Here is a 21,553-nt window from a genome sequence, read left to right as displayed (position 1 = left end):
GGGTGAACCCCGGCCGGGCGCCGGGCCGCTGCGGCCCCGGGTGGCAGCCGGTGTCCGGCTCACCGACGGCTCCGGTGCGACGCGGCACGGCGGACCCGGTGCCGTCGGCGGTCGGGTCCCCGGCGGACGCGCCGCCCGGGGCGGTCAGCCGCGGGCGGGCCTCGGTGCCACCACGCAGGTGGACTTGCCCGATTCCAGTGCCCCGTCGACGGCGGTCACGCAGAACTCGTAGTTCCACACCCACGCCGCCCCGGCTCCAGGGTGAGCCGGGAGCCGGACCCTCCGGCGGTCGGGGGAACCGCCCTGCCCGCGGCCGGCCGCGGGCCGCGTCGCCGGTACGCTCCACCTGGTGACGGGGCGGGCCAGGCGGAAGGGAACGGACGGCGGTATGACGGATACGGGGGCAGGGGCCGGGCAGAGCGCCGATCAGGTGACGGGACCGCTGTGGTCGCCGCTGGCGCACCGGTCCTTCCGCAGCCTGGCGGCCGGCCGGCTGCTGGTGTACTTCGCCAATGCGATGGCCCCCGTCGCCCTGGCCTTCGCCGTGCTGGACACGACCGGCTCGACGACCGACCTGGGTCTGGTGGTCGGTGCGCGTTCGCTGGCCAACGTGGCGCTGTTGCTGGTCGGCGGAGTGGTCGCCGACCGGGTGCGACGCACGCTGGTACTGCAGGGCTCGGCGCTCGTCGCGGCCGGGGTGCAGGCGGCCATCGCGGCGAGCGTGCTGCTGTCGGCGACGTCGATCCCGCTGCTGATACTGCTCAGCGTCCTCAACGGTGCCCTGGCCGCCCTGTCGTTGCCGGCGTCCGTGGCCATGACCCCGCAGACGGTGCCGCCGGAGCTGATCCGCCCGGCCAACGCCGTACTGCGGATGGGCACCAATCTGGGTGCCATCGCGGGCGCGTCCCTGGCGGGCGTGGTGGCGGCCTTCCTCGGGCCCGGCTGGGGTCTGGCGTGCAACGCGGTGGCGTTCTGCGGTGCGGCGGTGTGCTTCCTGGGCGTGCGGGTGCCCGGGGCGGCCGGGAAGCCCGCACCGGGCGAGCGGGTCGGTCCGCTGCGGGAGTTGCGCGAGGGCTGGCGGGAGTTCACCGCCCGCCGCTGGGTGTGGCTCGTGGTCCTGCAGTTCATGGTGGTCAACGCGGTCGTCGCGGGCGGCGTGCAGGTGCTCGGCCCGGACATCGCCGACGACACGTTCGGCCGCGGGCTGTGGGGCGCGGTCCTGGCCGCCCAGATGGCCGGAGCCCTGGCCGGCGGTGTCCTCGCGGCCCGCTCCCGGGTCCGCCGCGCGCTGCTGCTGGGCGTGGCGCTGACGGCGGTGGAGGCGGTGCCGCTGGTGGTCCTGGCCCAGGCGCCGTACGCCCTGCTGGTGGGCATCGCCATGTTCGCGGGCGGGCTGGCCCTGGAACAGTTCGCGGTCGCCTGGGACGTCTCGCTCCAGGAGAACGTCCCGCACGACCGGCTGGCCCGCGTGTACGCCTACGACGCGCTGGGCTCCTTCGTGGCGCTCCCGCTCGGCGAGATGGCCGCGGGCCCGCTGGCCCAGCGCCTGGGCACCGGCCCCACGCTCATGGGCGGGGCCGCCCTGGTGGCCGTCGTCACGGCGGCGGCTCTGTGCAGCCGTCAGATCCGCACCCTGACGGCGGGTCGCGCCCCGGCGGCGGCCGGCGGACCGCGAGCGGCCGAGGCGGCCGGCATACCCGGGGCTCCGGAAGCGGGCGAGGCGCCGCGGATGGCCGAGGCGACGTCGCGGTGACGGCCGTAGCGGCCGGGACGTCACCGGTGCGGGTCGGGTTCGCACGCGGGCGTCCGGTGCCGTGGAAGGCGGTGTTGGCCGTCGGGGAGCGGTGTCACGGGGTTCCGCTCCGTCGGCTCGGGAGGGCCCGGCGAGCGAACCGGGCGTTGCGACGGGGCGAACGTCACCTGTCGGCACATTAGGGTTGATCCGTGACGGCAGGAATCTCCCTGGCAACCAGGCAACGGTCCCTCGGCGACCCGGACATCCGCTACCCGCTGTGGCCCCCGCGGACCCACGGCTGCCCCCGTACCAGCACGAGCCGCGTCTCCTACCCCGTCGAGGTCGACTACGACTACGAACGGGTGCCGGCCGCCCTCTTCTCCCCCACCCGCACCGCGCGTCGCGCCGACGGGCTCGACCGGTGGGCGCCCCTGCTCCCGCCGCTCTCCGCGCCGGGCCTGGGCGAGGGCGGCACCCCCCTGATCGAGTTCGAGCCCGGGGTCTACCTCAAGGACGAGTCACGCAACCCCACTTGGAGCCACAAGGACCGGCTGAACCGCTGCACCACGAGCGCCGCGCTGGGCACCGGGGCGCCGGGCATCGTGGTGGCGTCCTCCGGCAACCACGGGGCGTCCGCGGCGGCTTTCGCCGCTCGGGCGGGCCTGCGGTGCGTCGTGTTCACCGGTCTCGATCTGCCCCCGGCCGTGGACACGTTCCTGAACGCCTACGGCGCGGTGGTGCTGCCGGTGCCGAGGGCGGCACGCTGGCCGCTGATGCGGCAGGTCGTCGACCGCATGGGCCTGCACCCGGTCAGCAACCTCACCCCCACGCACACCGGGCATCCCTTCGGACCCGAGGGGTACAAGACCATCGCCTACGAGATCTTCCAGGATCTCGGGGTGCCCGCGGCCGTGTTCGTGCCCACCGGTTACGGCGAACTCCTCTTCGGGGTCTGGAAGGGCTTCGCCGAGCTGCGCCGGCTCGGTCTGACGGACCGGCTGCCGCGTGTCTTCGCCTGCGAGCCGGCCGCCGCCGCGCCGCTCGCGGAGGCGATGCGGCAGGGCGTCGCCGCGGCCCGGGTCGAGGTGTCGCCGACGGCGGCGTACTCGATCGTCTCCGTGGTCAGCGGTTATCGCGGTGTGCTCGCCGTCCGGGACAGCGGTGGCCGGGCGCTGGCCCTCGACGACACACGACTCGAAGCGGCGCAGGCGGAGTTGGCCCGAGCCGGCCTGTGGACGGAACTCTCCGGCGCCGCCGGACTCGCGGGGCTGCGCAGTGTCGGCGACGTCGGCTCGCCGGTGGTCTGTGTCTCGACCTCCAGCGGGTTCAAGGACGCGGCCGTCGGCTCCCGGACCACCGAGGCGGTCGATCCGCAGTGGGACGAGGTGTACCGCAGGCTGCGGGCCGCGGGCCTGCGCGGCTGACGGCCCTCGGCCGGCCGACGTACCGCACGCGGGGTTCGTCCGGACCACCGGATCACCGGTGCCGCTCGGGTGCGCGCGCAAAGCAGTGGAGACGGTGCGGGTGCGGCGGGCGCGGTGCCGGTCAGGCGTCCGTCGCCACCAGTGCGGCCTCGCGGGCGCGCTGTGCCTCGGCCTCGTGGACGACGCGGGCGCCCCGGTCCGGTTCGGTGTCCAGCCTGACCAGCGCGGCGGGCGTGGCGATGGCCGGCAGCACGTGGTTGTACAGGACGGAGACCCGCTCGCTGAGGTCGTTCCAGCGGGAACTCACCTCGGAGTACGCCTGTGTGCCCAGCCAGGCCCCGAAGAAGCACTCGGCGGTCTGTCCGGGCTCCACGTGCGGCAGCACCTCGCCCCGTTCCCTGGCCTCGGTGAGCAGCGCGGTCGACATCTCGATCCAGGCCGGCCAGGCGCTGCCGAACCGGGTGCTGCCCTGGAGGCCGCCGGACAGGCGGATGCCGGCCAGCAGGATCGCGTCCCGGGGCACCCGGTGGGCCAGCGTCATTCCGTAGTCCACCCACTCCTGGAGCTTCAGCTCGCGGGGCACCCGGTAGTCGCTGGTGACCTGCGCCTTGATCACGCCGCGCGCCAGGGCTTCCTTGGAGTCGAAGTGGAAGTACAGGGCGCCCTTGGTGACCCCGGCCCGCTCCAGGATCTCGGCGATGGTCGCCGCCGCGTAGCCGCGCTCGGCGAAGACCGAGGCCGCGGCCTCGACAACAGCACGGCGGGTCCGTACCGCACGCTCCTGCCGTGCCACAGGACCCCTCCTTTGGTGAAAACCAAACCGAATGTGACGCACCTTACCCCAATCCGCAGCTACCTCCCGGCCGTGCCCCGGGCGGTGGCCGCGGAGCCGAAGCCCCTGGTACGGGGGGTCCTTCGGACTCCGGTGAGGCCGCGGCCGCGGGCGCCCTGAGCGGTGTCCCGCGGCCGCCGGGAGGAACCGGCGGCGGGCCGGCCGGGTGGTGGGGCGCCGCACCGTGAGGGCGGGGGCGGTGACCGCCACCCGGCGCCACGGTGCCGGCGCCGCGACCCGGCCCTGTTCGGCCCCGGGCAGCGGCGGACTCGGTCCGGTGTGCGGGGTGTTGGCGCGGATCCGGCACCGGGCCGAGCGGCCGCAGGCGGTAACACGCCGGACACGCCGCGGCATTGACGCGTATCCGTCATGATCATAGGCTTCCCGGCCATCGCCTCCGGTCCCGCACCCGCGCCTCAGGTCGTCGCGCGCGGGACCGCCGGTCACGGCCCCGTGCCTGGCGGGACGGGGCCCGCTCGACCCGTACCACCACCTGCACCACCCGTAGTCAGCACTCCGGAGGAGCATGTGAAGAGACGTCGTGCGGCCACCTGGGCCGCCTCTTTCGCCACCACCCTCGCGTTGACCGCCGCGCTCACCCACACCGCCACCGCGGCACCCGCGACCGCCGCGCGGAGCCGGACGGTCCAGCCGGCCGCCGCGAGCGGCCCCATCACCCACGCGGAGAACGACCGCGTCCCGGAGGGCTCGGTCTGGACGCAGGAGTACTTCCCGTCCTCGGACCGCTCCGGCACCGAACTGCACGCCGACGTCCTGCTGCCCGAGGGGCTGGCCGAGGGCGCGAAGGTGCCCGTCATCCTGTCGGTCGGTCCGTACTTCGCGCACACCGGGCAGACCGGCCCCGAGGGCTGGGCGCACACCGGCCCCTCCGCCCGGTTCCAGGACTTCGTCGAGGGCTCCGACCTGTTCGCGCACGGCTATGCCTTCGTCATGGTCGACCTGCGCGGTTTCGGCGGGTCCACCGGCTGCCTCGACTGGGGCGGCCCCGGCGAGCAGGCCGACGTCAAGGCGGCGGTCGACTGGGCGGCGCGCCAGCCGTGGTCCACCGGCTCGGTGGGCATGTACGGCAAGTCCTACGACGCCGTCACGGGCCTCATCGGCAACGACCTGGACCAGAAGGCGCTCAAGGCCGTCGTCGCCCAGGAGCCCGTGTGGGACATGTACCAGTACATCTACTCGAACGGCGTGCCCCGCCCGAACGTCACCGGCACCGCGGGCGCCTACAACTCCATCGCCACGCTCGCCCCGCTGGCGGACGACGACCCGCGGTACCAGGCCAACGCCCGGTGGGAGGACACCCATCCGGAGTGCCTGACGGAGAACTCGGCCGGGTACCGGATCGCCGACCAGCAGGACGCGCACTGGACCTCCCGTGACCTGGCGAAGATGGCCAAGGGCAGCGACACCCCGTTGTTCGTCACCCAGGGCTTCGTCGAGAACAACACCAAGCCCGAGGAGATGCAGGAGTACCTCGACAACCACAAGGGTCCGGAGCGCGGTTGGCTCGGCCAGTGGGACCACGTGCGCGGCGGCGACCGCGTCGGCGACGGGCGTCTGGCCATGGGCCGCGAGGGCTGGTACGCCGAAACGCTGTCCTTCTACGACCAGTACCTCAAGGGCGTCAAGCCGACGGTCCGCTACCCGGCCTACGCCGTCGAGGACTCCACCGGCGCCTGGCGCAGCCAGCGGACCTGGCCGGTGGTGGACCGGTCCGCCACGCTGCCGCTCGGCGGCGGCTCGTACGTCGACGACGGGGGCGCCTCCGCCCGCGCGGCCCTCGCCGCGACCGGCGAGCCGGTGCCCGAGGCGCTTCGGCAGCCGTCCGGCGACTGGGACATGGAGCACGCGCCCGCGATCGAACAGGCCGCGCCCGAGGGCCTGACCGGCAACGCGGCGCGGCTTCAGGCGTCCGGCCAGGTCACGTCGAGCTTCTTCGTCTGGTCCGAGCCGCTCCGGAAGGCCGTGCGGGTCACCGGCACCCCGCAGGTCTCGCTGACCGCCAAGGGCACGGGCAACATCATGCTCAAGCTCTACGACGTCGCCCCGGACGGCACGGCCGTCATGTTCGACGAGCAGGTCTCACTGCTGGACTCGGGCCGGCTGACCGTCGACCTCAAGGCGACCGACTGGACCCTGGCGGCCGGACACGTGCTGGCCGTGGAGATCGGTTCCATCCAGACCGGTTCGTGGCGGGACACCCCTTCGGGCGAGACGATCTCGGTCAAGGGGGCGCGGTTGCAGCTGCCCCTGGACGATCCGGCCGACGACATCGCCACCGGCGGTGACCGTTCCCCGTACCTGGACACCTACCTGCGCCAGTACACGGTGGAACTGCCCGCCGGGCGCCCGACGTTCACGGTGCCGACCGGCGGCCGTCGCTGACCTGGGGGCCGGTGCCCGGCCGCCGCGGTCTCCGGGTCCGTCCCGGAGCGGCGGCCGGCGCCGGCCCTCCGCGTGTCCGTGCGCGGGCGGCGGCATCGGCGGGTCGGCCTGGCCCGGACAGGACCGGGCGCGGCGAGCGGTCCGGCGCCGGGTACCCGGCCGGGTCGGCGACCGTCGGCGAACGGCCATCGGGTGGGGCGGGTCCCGCTCGGGTCAGTGGACGACGGACACGATCCGGCACACGGCCTCGGCGAGCCGGTGCTCCCCGGTGACCCGTGCGCGGGACAGGGCGGTGGCGGGCTCGATGCCACGGGTGCACAGCAGCCAGGCGGTCTCCGTGTCCATCGACACCGACGCGGCCGGCCGGTCGCCGGGCGGTTCGGCCAGCGACCAGTGGTCCGTGGCCGAGGTGGCGGACCACCGGCCGCCGGCCGGTCCCTCGACGACCACGTGGACCTGGGTTGCGACGGGTGCCGCCGTATGGCGCAGCGTGTGCGGCAGGGCCCGCATGAACGTGTCCAGGACCGTGGACAGGGCGCGTGGTTCGGGGTCGGTGCCGCGGCCGAGCGCCCGGCGGATCTGCTGCCGGTGGGTCCAGAACTCGGTGAACTCCCGGGCGATGTCCAGCCAGGCCGGCGCGGGCTCCGCGCCCGCCCATGACACGCCCAGGGCGGGCGCTTCGAGGTCGGCCGCGGCGAATCGACCGGCCACCCGGGTCCCGGCGTCCTCCAGCGCGGCGACGAGCGAGACGGGGGTGTCGTCGGCGCGGAGGTCGACCCATTCCTGGTTGGTGCGGTGGATGAACGCCTCCAGTGTTTCTCCGGGCCGGAAGATCCGTCTGTATCCGTCGGGTGCGGCGCCGAGGCGGCCGTAGCAGTCGCCGAGGACGTGGGCGGCGAGGTCGTGCACGGTCCAGCCCGGGACGGCGATCCTGTTCCAGTCGGCCGGCCGCAGGCCCCGCAAGGTGTCGAGGAGCGCCGTCAACTCCGGGCCGAACAGGGGCCGGGCGTCGATCGGATCGCCCAGTCGGCCGGTGCCGGGCGGGTCGTGGTGCTCGGGACTCATACCGGAAGCCTCGCAGCTGTGAGCGCCGGGCCACCACCGGATTGCCGCCGCCGGAAGACGGCGTGCCACGGCGACGGGACTCGGGCACCGGAGAGCGGCTGGTGCGGCGGTCCCGGGCGCGCATCCGTGCCGACGTCCACCGATCCGCATGCGCACGGGCCGGGCCGGGCCGGCCGACCAGGGGATCGGCCCTCGGGCCGGACCGCCGGCCGTCATGCCTCGGTCGGTGCCGTACGTGGGGCGGTTCAGCAGGAGACGGGCCGCTCACTGCTCCCCCGGCGCTCACTCCGCCGCCGGCGCCCGCTCCTCCCCGAGTGCCCGCTCGTACGCCGACAACGTGTCGATGAACATCCGTCGCTGGGCCGACGTCAGCGGTGCCAGTGCCTTGCGCCAGGCACCGGCGCCCTGGCCGAGCCACGCGTCGATGGCTTCCCGGTGCGCGTCGGCGAGGCTGACGATCTTGCGCCGCCGGTCCGTCTCGTCCTCGCGCCGCTCCAGGACGCCCTTCTGGCTCAGCTCGCTGACCAGCAGGCTCACCGTCGTCGGCGCGACCTCCAACTGGGCGGCCAGCTCGTTGATGCTCATCGGACCGTCGAACAGCAGATAGGCCAGCAGGGACAGATGCCGCGGGGCCAGCGCCATCGACCGCAGTTCCACCGGCGCCGGGATCCGCTTCGCCCGGCCGACCATGCGCGGCATGAGCAGGAGCAGCGCCCGGATCGCCTCGTCGACGCCCGGCCCGGAGTCACTCCGACCGGAACCGTCCGGACCGGATCCGGCCCGTTCGGAGCCACCGCGCGCGCAGCCGCCCCGTCCGGGACCGCCCGGACCGCGGTCGTCTTGCCCGCGGTCGTCGTGCCCAGCGTCGTCGTGCGCGCGGTCGTCGTGCCCGGGGTCGTCGTGCCCGCGGGAGTCGATTGACACGCCCCACACCTCCAGATAGCTTTTGCTCACAAAGATACTTTGTTTTCAACGCAAATGCGTTCGCACCCGCCGATGCTAGTGGAAGGATCTTCCGCATGCCGGAACGGCACACTTCAACGGCCGCGTTCAACCAGCAGGTCATCGACGAGTTCCGGGCGAACGGCGGCCGGGTCGGCGGCATGTTCGCCGGGACGCCCCTGCTGCTGCTCACGACCACCGGCGCCCGTACCGGCCGTCCCCGTACCACTCCGGTGGTCCATGCCCGGGGAGGCGCCCACCTGCTCGTCTTCGGCTCCAACGGCGGCGGTCCCCGCCACCCCGCCTGGTACCGCAACCTGCTCGCCGACCACCGCGTCACCGTGGAGGTCGGCACCGGGGACGGCGCCGTCGACCGGTACGCGGCCGTGGCCGACGTACTCCATGGCGCGGAGCGTGACCGGCGGTTCCGGGACCAGTGCCGGCGCGACCCGGCCTTCGCCGCCTACGCGACGGCCACCTCCCGCCTCATTCCCGTCATCGCCCTGACCCGGGCCTCCGAGGCCGCGGTACCGGGGAGCGTGTCCGCCGAACGCGCCCGCGCCCTCGGGGAGTTCCTGGTGCGGGTCCACGGCGAGTTGCGCCGGCACATCGCCGCGCTGCTCGACGAGATCGACGCCCATCGGACCGCTCCCACCGACCCGCCGGCCCCGGCCCTCGGCGGGCAACTGGCCACCCACTGCCTGACCGTGTGCGCTGCGCTGCACGAGCATCACACCAACGAGGACGGCGTGTTCAGCGGCTTCGAGCGCCAATGGCCCGAACTGGCCCCGGTGATCGCACGGCTGCGGGCCGAGCACCGCAGCGTGGCCACGGGCCTCACCGGCGTCGAAGCCATCGCCGACCGCCTGGCGGGCGCCCCGTCCGGCGCGGACACCGAGCGGCTGCGCGCCGAACTCACCCGGTTGACCGATGAGTTGGAAGCACACTTCCGGCACGAGGAGGAGCAGTTGCTGCCCGTGCTGTTCGGGAAAGGCTAGTGCCCGGCGGGGCGGAGCGGCGGTCGCCCGCCGATGTACCCGACGCGTGCCGGATGGTTCAGACGCTCAGCGCGACGGCGGCGCCGACGCCCCCGAGACCGAGGGCGAGGGCCGCTTCGGGCCAGCCGCCCGCGCGCCACGGGAAGAACCGGTCGAGGGCCAGCCGCCCCGGTCCGACGGCGGCGAGGGCGAGGGCGACGACACAGATGGTCACGTTGTACTCGACACCGTCGTTCTGGGCCCACAGGCCGTGGGCACCGCTGACGGTGGCCATGGCGTTGATCATCACGCCGACGACGGCGGCGGACGCGAGCGGGACGAACAGTCCGAGGGCCAGTCCCAGGCCGCCGAGGAGTTCGGAGAGTGAACCGATCACGGCGTAGACCTCACCTGGGTGGTAGCCGAGGGCGTCGAAGGTCCTGCCGGTGGCCGCGAGTCCCGGCCCCCCGAAGATCCCGAACAGTTTCTGCGCGCCATGGCCGACCATCAGCAGTCCGAAGGTCAGCCTGATCAGCAGCAGCCCCCAGTCTCCGGCGCACAGCCAGGAAGCTGATCCGGGCGATGCCGTCGGCTTCTGGGAATCCGGCGACAGTTCGATTCTGTGATTCAGCAATTGCATCCGAACGCTCCGGTCGGCACAGCCGCGACGGCCCTTCCCACCCCCGGCCCGAAAGGCACCGGCACACCGGTGCGCACGCCGCCCCCGGGACCCGTCCCCGCGAGACCCTGTTCCCACGGGGCGCGAACCGCTTCCTCGCCATGCTTCCGCAACCCCGGCGCCCACGCATCTCGGGACCGCGTGTTCCTGGTCGGGGACGAAGCCGTACGGCACCGGTCCGCAGATTTCCCTTGCGTTTCAGCACGAGTTGAGCAGCGAACTTTACCGTTCATTTATGTCGAAGAGATCGCTCAGCACCTTCTCGGCGGGGCTGCTCGCCGCCGCCGCACTGGTCGCCGGGGTCGTCGTCACTCCGGCCGGCGCCGACCCCACCGCCCTCGGCGCCACCGCGCGGGACAACCGGAGCGTGGTGGACGAGGACTTCTCCGGTTCCGCCCTGCCGGCCGGGTTCACCGCCGTGGAGGGCACCTGGCAGGTCAAGAACGGCCGGCTGTACGGCGCTTCGGCCGACGCCGGCCAACAGAGCCGCATCACGTTCGGTGAACACCTCGACGACTTCCGCATCGAGGCGACCGCACGGTTCGAGTCGGTCAACGGCGCCGCCCGTTGGACCGCGATGGTTCTGGACGTGCCCGCCGACGGCGCCGTGCCCTGGCAGATCGCCACCCTGCGCAGCGGCACCACCGTCCCGAACGGCCTGGAGTTCGCCCAGCGCACCACCGCCGACGCCTGGAACGTCACCGACACCGCCGCCGCGCCCTCCGCCGCCGGCACCGGCCGCATCCGCGATCTGACCTCCGCTCAGTTGAACGCGCTGGACGCCGGTTCGTGGTTCGCCGCCGCCTACGCGGGCGCGCGTGTGCCGACGCTGGCCGCCCAGTTGGCGGACCTCAGGAGCCGGGGCGGCGACCTGCTGCTGGAGATCAAGGGCGCCCACACCCGGGACGAGGTCGCCACGATCGTCAAGACCGTCCGGGACCACGGCATGACCGGCCGGGTGTTCGTGCAGAGCTTCGAGGTCAGTGCCTTGCAGTACACCCATGAGCTGGCTCCGGAGCTGCCGCTGGGCCTGCTGCGGGACTCCCTCGACGCCGATCCGGTGGCCGTCGCCGGGGAACTGCACCTCTCGGCCTACAACCCGTCGGACGGCGCCCTGTCGAAGGATCCCGGTGTGGTGAAGGACCTGCACGCGGCCGGGGTCGCGGTGAACGTGTGGACGGTGGACAGCGCGGCCCGCTGGCAGGCGCTGGAGGCCGCGGGCGTGGACGGCATCATCACCAACCGCCCGGCCGAGCTGTCGGGTTGGAACGCCGCCTGGCTGCAGCGGCGGCAAGCGACCCCGGACGCGCCGGCCGTGAGCCTCGCCTCCCCGGCCGCGAACGCCCGGCTCGACCGTGCGCAGACCCCGTTCGTCGCGGTGCGGTCCACCGGCGCCGACCAGGTCGCCCTCAGCTTGGACGGCGCCCCGGTCGCCGCCGGGCAGTCCCTCGACCTCGCGGTGCTCACCGCCGATGAGCACGCCCTGCGCGCCGAGGCCACCGGTCCCGGCGGCACCACCACGGCCACGTCGGTCTTCACGGTCACGGCGTCCCGGACCGGTCCGGCCCAGCTGATCCTGACCTCGGGCGCCGAGGACCGTGTCGTCTCGACGATGACCGGCATGCTCGGCCGGGGCCACTGCGCACAACTCGCGACGTGGGCGAGGAAGCAGGCGGGCAAGGCGGGGCTGTCCGCCGGGCGCGGCGCCCTGATCGCCGCGGAGGCCACCGCCCTGGCCTGACCCGGTGGCCCCCTGGCCTGACCCGGTGGCCCACCGGCCCGCCGGGACCCGGCCCGGTGTCGCGCAGGCCGCGGCGTCCAGCCAGGGCCCGCGGTCGGCACGGTGGCACGGCAACGGGGCGGCACCGGCCGTGGGCCGCCGGCACGGCGGCACGGCGGCCGGCGGCACGGCGGCCGGCGGCGCGGTGCCGCCCCGGACCGGTCGGTCTCAGTCCCGTCCGTCGCCCGCCAGGACCTGGATCGTGTCGCCGACGGCACGCTCGCCGGTGGCGTCGGAGGGGCCGTTGACCAGGGCTCCGTCCACGGCCATCGTGGTGGATCCGCCGCCGTCGAGGTTGAGGGCCTGTACGGCGCCGAGGGAGCGCATGAAACGGGCGGCCTCGGCGAGGGTGAATCCCTCGCTGACGCCGGGCCGGCGGCCGTCGACGGTCACCAGGAGGAGTCGTCCGTGCCGGTCGACGCCGGCCAGGGTGCGGGGCTGGCGCACGTTGGACCAGGCGAACCCGAACGACAGGTCGAGCGGGTCGAGGGTGCCTTCGGTCGCGGCGTCGATGTGCACGCGGCCGTCCTCGACCAGGGTGGGTGCCGCGCTGACGATGCTGTCGTCGGGCCCGAGCCTGACCTGGCGTCCCGAGGCGTCCCGGACGTCCTCGCGCAGCGTCAGCCGGCGGCCGACGCCCGCGTGCTCGGTGAGCCATGCGGCCGCCTCGCCGGTGCCCTGCAGCACCGACCCCTGGGCGGGCACGACGCCGCCCCGCTCGCCGCTGGAGACGACGACACCGCGCCGGTCCAGGACCACCTGGACGCCGGGGCCGGTGGGCAGTTGGGCCCGGAACGCGGAGGTGAACTTCACCAGGTCGTCGGCGAGCGAGCAGGTGGTGTCGTGCCGGGGCAGTTCGGTGGGCACGGCGCCGGGACGGCCGCAGTTGCGCACCTTGCCCGGGACCCGGTTGATGCCCTGCACCGCGTGGCGGGCGGAGCCGGCGCGCACGGTGACGGTGGTGGACAGGTCCGCGACGCGCGGGTGCCGTCCGCCGTCCTGAAGGATCAGTGCCGCGCGCGAACCGGCCGCCATGGACTCCAGTTCGCCGTGCACGGCGGACAGGCCGGCCATCGTGCCCTGGACGCCGTCCTCGTCCGCGGTGATGAAGAAACCGCCGTTGACGCCGAGCAGGGAGCCGAGCCTGGCGGCCACCGTGGAGGTCTTCTCGCGGTCGGCGACGTCACCGCCGTCGCTGACCTCGATCGTGCCGCGCAGGCGCGCCGGGTCGACGACGGCCACGTGGATGCGCTGCGCGTCGGCGGGCTGCCGGCCGTCGTAGCCCGTCCACTCGACGGTGGTACGGAAACCGGCCGCCTTCAGCGCCGAGTTGAGCGTGCCCGTCTCGGCCTGGGTGGCGTACCGTCCGACCCTGACCTGCCAGCCCATGGTGCCGCGCGGCGTGTCGGAGTACTCGTCCCACACCACCTGTTCCAGGCGCGGCTCGAACCCGGCCGACCGCAGCCGCCCCGCGGTGGCGTCGGCCCAGTCGCGGTCCCCCAGCGGGGCCCAGGTGGCGGCGCCGGTGAGCCGGTTGACGGCCGGGGCCTGGACGGTGACCGTCCACGCGCCGGCGGCGTCGGCGTCGCTCAGGACCCCGGTGCGGACCTGGACGCCGGGCGCCACCTGCTGCGTGGTCCACGCGATCCCGCTGCCGGCCGGGGCGGCGGTCCTGGCGCTCGCGGCGGCCGAGGGGGCGAAGGCGACCAGGGCCAGCGCGGTCCCGAGCGCGATGCTTCGTCCGACTCCCTGCTTTCCGCGGCGCGTCGTGCGTCTCGGTGACTCGGCTGTGACGGACATACCTCTCCTGACCTACGGCTCTTGCGGTGCCGTACGCCGTCCCGGCACCGTCCTCGGAACCATCACAGTTCCGTACGTGGACGGCCGCGTCGTCGGTCAGGTACCTGCCAGGTGAACCCTCGGTGACATCCCGTGCACCGTCGCGCGGCGCGCGCGGCCGGCACCCCGCCCGGCCGGAAGTCGCGGCGGCGGACGGTCAGTTGGACGGTCGGCGCGCGACGGTGGCCGCGGCCCCCGTGACCAGGCGGACCGTGCGCTCGGTGACCGCGTCGAAGTCGTCGCCTGCTTCGAGCGCCGTCGTCGCGGCGTCGACCAGTCCTTGGAGCAGCCGGGCCGTGCGGAGCGGGGCCTCGTCGCCGAGGTCGGTGAGCGCGGTGATCAGCGGTTCCAGGATCGCCCGGTGCGCCTCGGCGGCCGCCTCCCGCAGCACGGCCGCGTCGCGGTCGGCGGTCAGAGCCTGGGCGATGCGGTGTTCCCCGTCGCGGACCAGCATCAGCTGGGCGCGTACATAGGCGGCGACCCGGGCCACGGGATCCGGTGCCGCGGCCATCTCCTCGTGGATGCGTCGCGTCCAGCGGGGCGTGGCCTCGCGCACCACTTCGGCCAGGAGTTCCCCGCGGTCGGCGAAGTACTTGTAGACGCTGTTGCGGGCCAGCCCGGTGCGGGTGGCCACCGCGGCGAAGGTCACGGACGCGGAGCCGCCCTCCTCCAGCAGTTCCCGCGCGGCCCCGATCAGCGCCCGGCGTTGCCGGGCGCGGTGGTCGGCGACGGTGTCAGCACTGATCTTGGGCACGCGCCCCAGTCTAGGAGCCGGCGCCGGCACCGCACCGACCCACTTGGGGACACGGCGTCGCCATCTACTATCTTGGCGACACAGCGTCCCCAAGAAGCGTTCGAAAGGCACCCCTGTGTACCTCGCACTGCTCGAACTGAAGGCGGCCCGCGGCCGCTTTCTCCTGATGGGCAGCGTCGTGGTCCTCGTCGCCGCGCTCGTCGGCGTCGTCTCCGGCTTCACCACGGGCCTGGGCGACGACACGACCTCCGCGCTGCGCAGGCTCCCGGCGACCCATCTCGCCTTCGCCTCCGGCACCGACTCCGACCAGTTCGCCCGGAGCCTGGTCGACCCGGCGGCCCTCGACGGATGGCGCACCCGCCGGGGCGTCGAAGCCACGCCGCTGGGGGTCTCCATCGACCGAGGCACCACGGACCGCAGGACGGAGGTCGACTTCGCCGCGTTCGGCGTCGAGCCGGGCTCCTTCATCGACCCGGGCGCCACGTCCGGCGCCCCGCTCGCGGCGGGCACCCCGTCCGGCGTGGTGGTCTCCCAGGCCCTCGTCGACGAGGGCGTACGGATCGGCGACACCCTCACCGTGGACCGGCTGGGCATCGGCCTGAAGGTCACCGGCACCACCGGCCGCTCCGCCTACGGCCATGTCCCCGTCCTGTACGTGCCGGCCGAGACCTGGCTCGGGCTGCGGTTCACCGTGCCCGGCTCGCACTCGGCCACGAGCGCCCTGCCGCGGCAGTACAGCGCCGTCGCACTCAGGGTCCGCCCCGGCGCGGATCTCGCGGCTGCCGACCAGGCGCTCGGCACGCACACGATCACGGTGCGGGACGCCTTCGCCGCCGCTCCCGGCTACACGGGCGAGCGGGTCACGATGACCTCCATCCAGGCGTTCCTGTACGTCATCGCCCCGCTCGTGGTCGGTGCCTTCTTCGCGGTGTGGACCGTGCAGCGCCGAGAGGAACTGGCCCTGCTGCGCGCCCTGGGCGCGTCGCGGCGCCGACTGCTCGGCCACACCCTCGCCCAGGCAGCGGCCGTGGTCGGTGCCGGCACTGCGGCCGGGGCGGTGCTCGCCGAGGGCGTCGGTCTGCTGGTGGGCGCCGACGTCCCGTTCAGCCTGCCCGCCACGGGACTCACCGCTGCCATGGCCACCGTGGCGCTGGTGGGGCTGGCCGGCACCGCCGTGACGCTGCGCAAGGTGACGACCGTCGATCCGATGACCATGCTGGGAGCCGCCCGATGAGCCTCGAACTCCGCGATGTCACCGTGACGTTGGGCCGCGGCGAGTCCCGGACGACCGCGCTGCGCGCGCTGTCCGCCCGTTTCCCGGCCGCGGCGGTGACCGCGCTGGTCGGCCCCTCCGGGTCGGGCAAGTCCACCCTGCTCGCCACGGCGGGTGCCCTGTTGCGGCCGGACTCGGGTCAGGTCCTGCTCGGCGGAGCGGACATCGCCCGGCTGTCCGCCTCCGACCAGGCGCGGCTGCGCCGCGAGCGGATCGGTTACGTCTTCCAGAGCGGAAACCTCCTCGGTGGGCTCACCGCCGTCGAACAGCTGCTGGCCGCCGCGTCGGTCGCCGGCCGCCCGGCACGCGGGCTGCGCGCGCGGGCCGAGGCGCTGCTGTCCGAGGTGGGGCTGGGCCACCGGCTTAGGCACCGGGCCGACGCGCTCTCCGGCGGCGAGCGGCAACGGATCGCGGTGGCCCGGGCGTTGCTGCTGGAACCCGAGGTGCTGCTGGTCGACGAGCCGACGGCGGCGGTCGACCGGGAGCAGGCGGCCGGCCTGGTCGGCCTCCTGACGGAGACGACCCACCGGTACGGCTGTGTCACCGTGGTGGCCACGCACGACCCGCTCGTGGTGCGGGCCGCCGACCGCGTGGTGACCATGGGCGACACTCCGGCGACACCCGACGGGCGCCGCTGACGGCCGGGGCGCGCGCCGTGCCGGACACCGGGCCTGGTCACAGCCGTCTGCCACCGCTCGCCACCGCGGCCCTGTCCTTCCGCCGCTCACGATCCGGTGGCACCGGCGACCGGTCGGGCACCGGACCGGCGACCGCACCCAGCCGGTCAGGCACCGGACCGGCGACCGGCCTCAGGCGCCGGACGGGCGGCCGGTGTCGTCCCGCACGACGCGGAAGGCGAGCACCGTGGCGTCGTCGGCCGTGTGAGGCCCGGTCAGCTCGTCGACCAGCTTCCAGGCGAAGGCGTCCAGTGCCTCGCCCCCGGGCGGAATGCCGCCGCCGACGCAGGTGTCGACGGCCCGCAGCAGCCGGGAGGAGTCCCGGTCGAGGTCGGAGCCGCGGCGTTCGATCAGACCGTCCGAGTACATCAGGACCACGTCGCCCGGGCGCAGGAAGGTCTCCGCCGCCCGGTACGCCTCACGGGGCAGCACGCCCAGCGGCAGGCCGGGACCGCCCGGCGGCGGATCGAGCACACGGGCCCGTCCGTCACGCACCAGGACGGGCAGCGGATGGCCCGCGCACGTCCAGCGCAGCAGCCCTCGGCCGGGGTGGTAGCGGGCGACGACCGCGGTGGCGGTGGACTCCGCCCCGTCGTCGCAGGCGACCACGTTCAGCCAGCCCGTCAGCCGTTCCACCGGTTTGCCGGTGTACGCCAGCCCGGCCAGCGCGTACCGCAGTTTCGCCATCAGCGTGACGGCGTCGAGGCCGTGGCCGCGGGCGTCGCCGAGCGCGATCAGCACCTTCCCGTTCGGCAGGATCCGGGTCTTGTACCAGTCGCCGCCGACCCGTGCCGCGCGGGCCTCGGGGCGGTAGACGGCCGCCGCCTCGACCCCGTGCCGGGCCAGCTCCGCCGGGAAGCCGGGCAGCACGGCGCTGCGCAGGCGTTCGGCCACCTCGGCGACGGCGTCGGCGCGCTCCCGCTGCGTGCGCGCCTCCCGGACGGCCTCCGCGGCCAGGGCGCGGCTGGTGCGGTCCTCGGACACGTCGTGGAGCACCGCGCGTACGGCCCACACCGGGCCCCCCGCCGGACGCACCGGTTCGGCGACGAAGCGGACGGTCCTCTCCTGCGGGCCGGTCAGCCGCAGATCGCAGTCCGCGACCCGCATGCACATGAGGATGTCGTGGACCGACCGGTACAGCTCGTCCAGGCTGTCCGGCTCCACCATGCGGCCCAGGTCCAGGAGACCGGGCAGCGGCTGCCCGGCGGGCAGGCCCAGGACGCCGGGCAGTCCGGACGAGGTCCGGGTGCTGCCGTCGCCGAGATTCCACTCGGCCCAGCACACGCCCGCCAGGCGCTGTGCCTCCTGCGCCATCAGGGACTCCTGCCCCCGCTCCCAGGTGAGCAGCAGCAGATCCGCACAGGGGATCACGCGCACCTCGGTGCTCATGCGGATCACCAGGCCGTCGGGGGCGAGCAGCGGCCACTCGGCCGGTTCGGGACCCTGCGTCCGCCTGCTGCGGTGGGCTTCCGCCAGCAGACGGGGAACGCCCGTGTTCACGAGGGTCGGAAAGCGGTCGAACAGCGGCACCGGCCCGGTCCACGGGGGCAGGGCACCGGGCGGCAGATTGCGGGCCACGTCCTCCTGCGCAGCCAGGTTCCGCCCCACGTAGTAGAACTCCATCGACTCGTCGCCCTCGCCGGGCACCGCGAGGACGAGGGTGATGGGCACCGGCACCGCGTCGAGAAGCTTCCGCGCCAGGGAGTCGATGTCGGGAGTGGCCCGTGGGAGCCTGCGCGAGCACAGCCGCGGCTTTCCGCCGGGCACCGAGTGCGCCGCCACGTAGCGGGCGATCCTGAACCGCTGTTCGGTCAGCAGCAGTTCCAGCGCCTGGAGCCGACGGTGGCGCGGTACGCCGCTCAGCGTCGCAGACCGGTATGAGTCCTCGGCCTCGACCGGGTTGTCCGCCATGCGCTCGCACCCCTTTTCTCCCAGGGCCTCACTCCGGTGCCGATCGGACCGGTCCGGCGGTCGCCGGGGCGCGCTGTCCGCGCGTCCCCGTCAGTCCCATGCTCCGTGACCCGTCGCGGCCGAGCCACTCGGCGTCCGCGGGCCGCGGACGGTGGGCGCGGCGGACGCGGCGAGGGTCCGTCGCCCGGTCCCGCGAAGGCCGCGGCGGCGGCCCGCCGGTCCTCAGTCCGTCCGCCGCGCCGGGCTCCGTACCGCTCGGCGGGCCGCTTCGCTCCGCGCCCTGCCGGCGGTGCCCGCCGGCTCCACGGGCCGCTCCAGGGACGGCAGGGTCAGTTGCCACCAGTCGGTGAGGCGGTCGGTGACGGTGTGCGGGCCCTCCAGGGCCTCGGTGAGGGTGCACAGCCCGAAGAAGGCGCGCACCAGGGTGCGTGCGGTGGCGGCGGGGCGTACGTGGTGCGCGAGGTGGCCGGCGGCGCGGGCCTGCGCGAGGAGGCGGGTGGCTGCGGCGGTCCACAGGGCGAAGGGGTCGGGCAGTGGGGCATCGATGACGTCGCGCTCGGCCCACAGGCGTGCGCCCGCGCGTGTGAGGGTGTCCTCGGCGAGGGCTCGGGCGATGTCGTAGCTGAGGGCGACGAGGCGTTCCAGGGGCGGTACCGCCCGGTCGGTGTACCGCGCGGCGAGGCCCGGCCAGGTGGCGAACCGGTCCTGTACGACGGCGAGGGCGACCCCTTCCTTGCTGGCGTAGTGGAAGTAGACGGAGCCGCTGGTCCGCCCGGACCTGGCACTTATGTCATTGACGCTGGTTCGGGCGTAGCCCTGCTCGGCGAAGAGGCAGGCCGCTGCCTCCAGGAGTGATCTGCGGGTTGCCCTGGCCCGTTCCTGCAACGTGCTGTCCACCTTCGCTCAACATTCCCGTGACGCCGGAGAATGTAGTGCGCCCGCGCACTCCCGGAGCAATTCGTCACTTCCGCTTACATTGATTGACCAATTCTTTCGATCGTTAATTCTTACGGGTGATTCCGAGGTTGAAACGGCGCGGTTCCTGGCGCCAAGGCGACCTTTTCCTCACCGGACTCCACAGTTCCGGCTTGCCCCTCGCCTATTCGTCAACTCGGCCGCACTCATGCACGGTTGACGACTCGTGAGGTCAATGGGCAAGCGCCGCACATCTGATCCCGCTTACACCTCGACTCGGGTCATTGTCGAGCACTCGAAGTAGTGATTGCGACACGCTCCGAAACGAAAATAGCGTAGCGACCGCGATGTTTCCCCTTTGCCACGGAATGCCCTGAGTCCGCGCCGTTTCGTCCGTACGCCGACACCGGTGGACGCACGGACCACACGCGTCCGGCCCGGGAAGCCGCAGCACTCACCCGAACCGCGGTCCGCCACGAGCAGGACCGCCCCCTCCCGCAGGAGGCACTGTGACCACCCATGCCCCTTCCCTTCTCGACTGGTCGCCCGACGCCGTCGTCTTCGACTGCGACGGGACCCTGATGGACACCGAACGCCACTGGCAGGACGCCCGGACGCGGGCCCTGCACGCCTTCGGGCTGACGCCTTCCGCCGGGTTCGCGGAGCGGGCCAAGGGCGTGCACTACACCGACTGCGGCCGGCTGATGGCCGAGGAGGCGCACAAGCCCGAACTGGCCGCCGACCTGACGAGGGCGCTGCTGGAACACTTCATGGACCTCGTCGCCGGCAATCCCGTGACCATGCCGGGGGCCGCGGAGTTCGTGCGCTCCCTCTCCGGCCGGCTGCCGCTCGCGGTGGCCAGCAACTGCCCCTTGGAGGTCGTGGAGGAGAGCCTCTCCCGAGCGGGTCTGCTCCGGCACTTCCGGCACATCGTCGTCCCGTCCGGCATGCCCCCGGACGGCGCCGACGGGGACCCGTCGGTGTTCGCGCCCGCGGTCGTCCGCCCCAAGCCGTGGCCCGACGTGTACGCGACGGCGGCGCGGCTGTGCGGCGCCAGCGCGCACCGCGCGCTGGCGGTCGAGGACTCGCTGACAGGGGTCGAGTCCGCGTGGCGTGCGGGACTGCGGGTCCTCGGCGTGGGCCACCGGCCGGACGGGGCGCGCGCCGGACGGGCCGACCTCTGGGTGCCGGCGCTCCACTCGCCCCTGCTGAAGACCTGGGTACGGGAGCAGGTGCCGCACCCCGGGGCCCGGGACCGGATCGGCGACCAGCGTCGGCACCAGCAGGGAAGCTGAGGCTCCCGGGGGCCGGTGCGCGTGCGCGGCACACGTCCGCTCCCGTCCACCGGCAGCGCCGCGACCGGCGGACAGCACGACTGGTGAGCCCCGGCAACCCGAGCGGCGTGGCGTGTGCCCCTCGGTGGTCGCACGGCGGCGTGGCAGGTGCTCGGGTCGTCGACCGGGCACACCGCCGGTACCCCGCGCATCCGGGTGAGAGAGCCGTCGTCCCAAGGGCGCCAGGGTCGCCCAGCACACCGAAGGACGCATCCGGACAGCCGTCTTTCACTCGAACGGCCCCGCGTCCATCCGCACTGATGTGCACGGTCACCCATCCGGACGCATGCTGAAAGCGTTCGTGCCACGGACCCGCCACAGGCTGATCACTACTCCTCTGGGAGGCCACGTGATCCTGCTCTCCCTGCTCATCCCCGTAGCACTGATGCTCCTCATCTTCGCCATGCAGGCCCTGGAAGACCTCCTCTTCCCTCCTCCTCCCCCGGCACCGCCGCCGGAGGATTCCGTCCCCGAGCAGTCGGCATCGGCTTGAGCCGGAGCCTTGGCGGCCCCCAGGTCTGACGACCGGGGGCCGCGGCGTCACCGGTCCGGCGACGTCCACGCGGGCGACGCGGGCGAGGACGGCGCGGTCGGGGGAGACGAGGAACCACCCAGGGGATGACGGAAAGGGAGAGAAGGGCGAGCGGTCGCGGGGAGCGCGGGCGAGAGCGCGGAGCGGCGCACCCGCCGACGGCCGTCCGCAGCCCTCCGCACGAACCCGGCCCCCTGGTCCGGGCCGCGCTGCTTCCCGCGACACGGGGATGCCGACAGCACAGTTCGGCCGGGTACTCCCCTACGGCGCCGGCGCGTACGGGGCGGCCCGGCAGGACGGCCGACGTGCTGCGGCGTGCGACCACCGAGACGTACGACACCTCGCCGTCCGGTCTTCCGGGCCAGGCCGCCGACCGGCTGAGCCACCCGGCAGCCCGGCCCCGGGGGGGGGGCCCCCCCCCCCCCCCGCGGGGCCCCCCCCACCCCCCCCCCCCCGGGCCCCCCCCCCCCCCCGCGCCCCC

The 21,553-nt window shown here is 74.1% G+C and carries 17 protein-coding genes and 1 pseudogene; 10 read left to right on the top strand and 8 right to left on the bottom strand.

Annotated elements, in window-relative coordinates; all coding sequences use genetic code 11:
• From ACFC09_RS42820 to ACFC09_RS42810, 3 genes and pseudogenes are all read left to right on the top strand, one after another.
• A pseudogene (locus ACFC09_RS42820) lies at nt 1-232 on the top strand (hypothetical protein); the annotation flags it as partial.
• Between the two features lie 156 nt (nt 233-388).
• Complete coding sequence (locus ACFC09_RS42815) at nt 389-1,753, top strand: MFS transporter (protein WP_376538031.1); 1,365 nt, start codon at nt 389-391, stop codon at nt 1,751-1,753.
• 191 nt (nt 1,754-1,944) lie between these two features.
• Complete coding sequence (locus ACFC09_RS42810; RefSeq protein ID WP_376538029.1) at nt 1,945-3,159, top strand: pyridoxal-phosphate dependent enzyme; 1,215 nt, start codon at nt 1,945-1,947, stop codon at nt 3,157-3,159.
• Nucleotides 3,160-3,280: 121 nt separating this feature from the next.
• Here ACFC09_RS42810 and ACFC09_RS42805 read toward each other — a convergent pair whose 3' ends face one another.
• Nucleotides 3,281-3,952 carry a ScbR family autoregulator-binding transcription factor gene (locus tag ACFC09_RS42805; protein ID WP_376538027.1) on the bottom strand — a complete coding sequence of 224 codons (672 nt, stop codon included), beginning with the start codon at nt 3,950-3,952 and terminating at the stop codon, nt 3,281-3,283.
• Between the two features lie 567 nt (nt 3,953-4,519).
• Between ACFC09_RS42805 and ACFC09_RS42800 the strand changes: the two genes are divergently transcribed.
• On the top strand, nt 4,520-6,394 hold the full coding sequence (locus tag ACFC09_RS42800) for a CocE/NonD family hydrolase (protein WP_376538025.1): 1,875 nt from the start codon (nt 4,520-4,522) through the stop codon (nt 6,392-6,394).
• A gap of 213 nt (nt 6,395-6,607) precedes the next feature.
• On the opposite strand, the gene ACFC09_RS42795 is transcribed toward ACFC09_RS42800, so the two are convergent.
• Both ACFC09_RS42795 and ACFC09_RS42790 read right to left on the bottom strand, forming a co-directional pair.
• Nucleotides 6,608-7,459, bottom strand: coding sequence for a maleylpyruvate isomerase family mycothiol-dependent enzyme (locus ACFC09_RS42795; protein WP_376538023.1), 852 nt, complete (start codon nt 7,457-7,459; stop codon nt 6,608-6,610).
• 282 nt (nt 7,460-7,741) lie between these two features.
• Entirely contained in the window at nt 7,742-8,158 is a 417-nt protein-coding gene (locus ACFC09_RS42790) for a MarR family transcriptional regulator (protein WP_376538033.1), read from the bottom strand.
• Nucleotides 8,159-8,478: 320 nt separating this feature from the next.
• Here ACFC09_RS42790 and ACFC09_RS42785 point away from each other — a divergent pair, with 320 nt between their 5' ends.
• The gene (locus tag ACFC09_RS42785; protein WP_376538021.1) at nt 8,479-9,399 is read left to right on the top strand and encodes a nitroreductase/quinone reductase family protein; all 921 of its coding nucleotides are present in this window, start codon (nt 8,479-8,481) and stop codon (nt 9,397-9,399) included.
• 58 nt (nt 9,400-9,457) lie between these two features.
• Here the strand turns inward: ACFC09_RS42785 and ACFC09_RS42780 are convergent, their stop codons facing one another.
• The gene (locus ACFC09_RS42780) at nt 9,458-10,018 is read right to left on the bottom strand and encodes a DoxX family protein (protein ID WP_376538019.1); all 561 of its coding nucleotides are present in this window, start codon (nt 10,016-10,018) and stop codon (nt 9,458-9,460) included.
• A gap of 274 nt (nt 10,019-10,292) precedes the next feature.
• Here ACFC09_RS42780 and ACFC09_RS42775 point away from each other — a divergent pair, with 274 nt between their 5' ends.
• The gene (locus ACFC09_RS42775) at nt 10,293-11,798 is read left to right on the top strand and encodes a glycerophosphodiester phosphodiesterase (protein WP_376538017.1); all 1,506 of its coding nucleotides are present in this window, start codon (nt 10,293-10,295) and stop codon (nt 11,796-11,798) included.
• A gap of 207 nt (nt 11,799-12,005) precedes the next feature.
• Here ACFC09_RS42775 and ACFC09_RS42770 read toward each other — a convergent pair whose 3' ends face one another.
• Nucleotides 12,006-13,637, bottom strand: coding sequence for a phosphodiester glycosidase family protein (locus ACFC09_RS42770; RefSeq protein WP_376538015.1), 1,632 nt, complete (start codon nt 13,635-13,637; stop codon nt 12,006-12,008).
• 196 nt (nt 13,638-13,833) lie between these two features.
• Complete coding sequence (locus tag ACFC09_RS42765; protein ID WP_376538013.1) at nt 13,834-14,430, bottom strand: TetR/AcrR family transcriptional regulator; 597 nt, start codon at nt 14,428-14,430, stop codon at nt 13,834-13,836.
• Nucleotides 14,431-14,545: 115 nt separating this feature from the next.
• Between ACFC09_RS42765 and ACFC09_RS42760 the strand changes: the two genes are divergently transcribed.
• Together ACFC09_RS42760 and ACFC09_RS42755 are read left to right on the top strand one after the other, a co-directional pair.
• Nucleotides 14,546-15,664, top strand: a complete 1,119-nt coding sequence (locus ACFC09_RS42760) for an FtsX-like permease family protein (protein WP_376538011.1) — start codon at nt 14,546-14,548, stop codon at nt 15,662-15,664.
• A complete protein-coding gene (locus ACFC09_RS42755; RefSeq protein ID WP_376538009.1) occupies nt 15,661-16,341 on the top strand; it encodes an ABC transporter ATP-binding protein in 681 nt (226 codons plus the stop codon). Before ACFC09_RS42760 ends, ACFC09_RS42755 begins: the two co-directional genes overlap by 4 nt.
• A 171-nt stretch (nt 16,342-16,512) precedes the next feature.
• Here ACFC09_RS42755 and ACFC09_RS42750 read toward each other — a convergent pair whose 3' ends face one another.
• Both ACFC09_RS42750 and ACFC09_RS42745 read right to left on the bottom strand, forming a co-directional pair.
• Complete coding sequence (locus ACFC09_RS42750) at nt 16,513-18,291, bottom strand: PP2C family protein-serine/threonine phosphatase (protein WP_376538007.1); 1,779 nt, start codon at nt 18,289-18,291, stop codon at nt 16,513-16,515.
• A 222-nt stretch (nt 18,292-18,513) separates the two neighbouring features.
• Nucleotides 18,514-19,188: a ScbR family autoregulator-binding transcription factor gene (locus tag ACFC09_RS42745; protein ID WP_376538005.1), complete on the bottom strand. Its 675-nt coding sequence runs from the start codon at nt 19,186-19,188 to the stop codon at nt 18,514-18,516.
• A gap of 527 nt (nt 19,189-19,715) precedes the next feature.
• Between ACFC09_RS42745 and ACFC09_RS42740 the strand changes: the two genes are divergently transcribed.
• Nucleotides 19,716-20,501, top strand: a complete 786-nt coding sequence (locus ACFC09_RS42740; protein WP_376538003.1) for an HAD family hydrolase — start codon at nt 19,716-19,718, stop codon at nt 20,499-20,501.
• Between the two features lie 388 nt (nt 20,502-20,889).
• The gene (locus ACFC09_RS42735) at nt 20,890-21,033 is read left to right on the top strand and encodes a hypothetical protein (RefSeq protein ID WP_376538001.1); all 144 of its coding nucleotides are present in this window, start codon (nt 20,890-20,892) and stop codon (nt 21,031-21,033) included.
• The last annotated feature ends 520 nt before the right edge of the window (nt 21,034-21,553 follow it).

Origin of the sequence: Streptomyces sp. NPDC056161 (assembly GCF_042268025.1) — a bacterium.
Classification (GTDB): domain Bacteria; phylum Actinomycetota; class Actinomycetes; order Streptomycetales; family Streptomycetaceae; genus Streptomyces.
Note: the sequence above shows the minus strand (reverse complement) of the source record. Positions and strands in the feature narration are given on the sequence as shown.